Raw genomic sequence first — 1,537 nt, 5'->3', positions numbered from 1 at the left:
GGATGGCGCAGTTGCCGTTGTAGTTGTCCGGCAGGCCGAGGATGTGGCCGATCTCGTGCGTCATGATGCGCAGTGCCGAGTACTGCTGGGCCTGGTTGTAGTCGATCACCACGCGGCCGTTGCCGAGGCTGGTGCGCTGGGCGTACGAGCCGCCGCCGTAGGTGTAGGTGATCCGCAGGTTGGACCCGCACTGGGCCATGTTGATGTTGTTCGTGTAGTTGTTCCAGATCGCCGCCGCCTGCACCGCCGTGTTGGCGAACGGGCCGGCCTGGCTGATGTTGTAGCAGACGTTGCGGACGGCGGCGGAGGCCGGAGCCGGGTTGACGGCTACCGCGCCGAGCGCTGCCAGCGTCGCGGCCGCGAGGGTGGCGAGGATCCGGGACAGCTTGGGCTTACGCATGGTTCACACTCCTTGGGATGGGGGGTGAGCGGAACGCCGCCAGCCTATAGATAGGTATCCATCGATATCAAGCGTGGCGGTGAACTGACCGGGCTCGATCATCCGTACCCCTTGTCGTGCGGACCACGGAGCTGGTGACCTGTCCCCGCGAGCCGCGCGACCGGCTCGGCCCGGTCGCCGTACGCGAGGCGGTGCACCGCTGGCTGCGGCTGATCGCGGCGGACGCGGAACTGGCCCCGTACCTGATCGGGGTCGACCGCCGCCGGCTCGCGGCGCTGCTCACCGACCGGCTGGACGCGGCGCTCGGCGGTGTGTGGCGCAGCCCCGGCGGCGCCGGCCCGGACGGCGGGCCGGTCCTCGGCGGCGCGCTTCGACCGCCGTTGAGCGAGGAGCAGCGCTGGCGCGTCCTGGACTACCTGGCCGCCGCGCTCTGGACGCTCGACCTGCCGCCGACCGCGCTCGTGGACGCCCAGCGGGCCGTCGCCGGACTGCTGCGCGCCTGATCGCCCACCAGCACAGGAATGGTCGTTCACGCCGCCGGGAATCCCCGGTTTTCCTGTCAACCTCCCGTCACGCGGGGTGTTTTTCTGATCGCTTCCGGTCGATAACGTCGGGCCACTGCCGTCGACGAAGGGCCGACGATGAACGACAACGGACACCCGCTCGACCGCCGGCGACTGCTCGCCGGCGCGGCGGCAGCCTCGGCGGTCACAGTGACCGGCCTGGCCGTCGCCTCCACCGGAGCCGCCGCCGCGGCGGCTCCCGCCCGTCCCGCGACACCGCTGATCGCCCGGGACCGCATCGCCACCGCCGCGCTGCGCGCGCCGGACGGCTCCGCGCCCGCGGTCGGCGTCCAGACCGACTTCCACGCCCGGCTCGCCGCCTGGCTCGCCTTCTGGTCGGCGAACTCGCCGCCGGCCTGGAGTACGCCGGTGCACGTGGTCGCCCGGGTCGAGCCGGCCGGCGACGCGCTGGTGCTGCACGCGATCCGGCACCGCCGCGACGACGAGCTGCACGCCGGGTTCGCCGCCGGCCGGCGCGACGCCACCCACCTGGCCACGCTGGCCAGCCTGCACCACCACTTCCCGGACGTGCGGGTCCGGCCGGACGGCACGATCCGGGTCGCCGACGGACCGG

Annotated in this window: 3 protein-coding genes; 2 read left to right on the top strand and 1 reads right to left on the bottom strand. The window is 72.9% G+C overall.

What is annotated here, in order from left to right:
- On the bottom strand, positions 1 to 400 hold a 400-nt coding region (locus tag KBX39_RS30875), incomplete at its 3' end, for a snapalysin family zinc-dependent metalloprotease (RefSeq protein WP_210873928.1).
- A gap of 116 nt (positions 401 to 516) precedes the next feature.
- On the opposite strand from KBX39_RS30875, the gene KBX39_RS30870 reads away from it, so the two are divergent.
- Both KBX39_RS30870 and KBX39_RS30865 read left to right on the top strand, forming a co-directional pair.
- Positions 517 to 903 (top strand): globin, encoded by a 387-nt coding sequence (locus tag KBX39_RS30870; protein ID WP_312247523.1) that lies wholly within the window; start codon positions 517 to 519, stop codon positions 901 to 903.
- A gap of 138 nt (positions 904 to 1,041) precedes the next feature.
- Positions 1,042 to 1,537, top strand: a 496-nt coding sequence (locus KBX39_RS30865; RefSeq protein ID WP_210873926.1) for a hypothetical protein, incomplete at its 3' end; no start/stop codon positions are given.

Origin of the sequence: Micromonospora sp. D75 (assembly GCF_018070405.1) — a bacterium.
GTDB lineage: Bacteria > Actinomycetota > Actinomycetes > Mycobacteriales > Micromonosporaceae > Micromonospora > Micromonospora chalcea.
The sequence above is the reverse complement of the archived record's forward strand: the minus strand, read 5'-3'. Positions and strand labels throughout refer to the sequence as shown.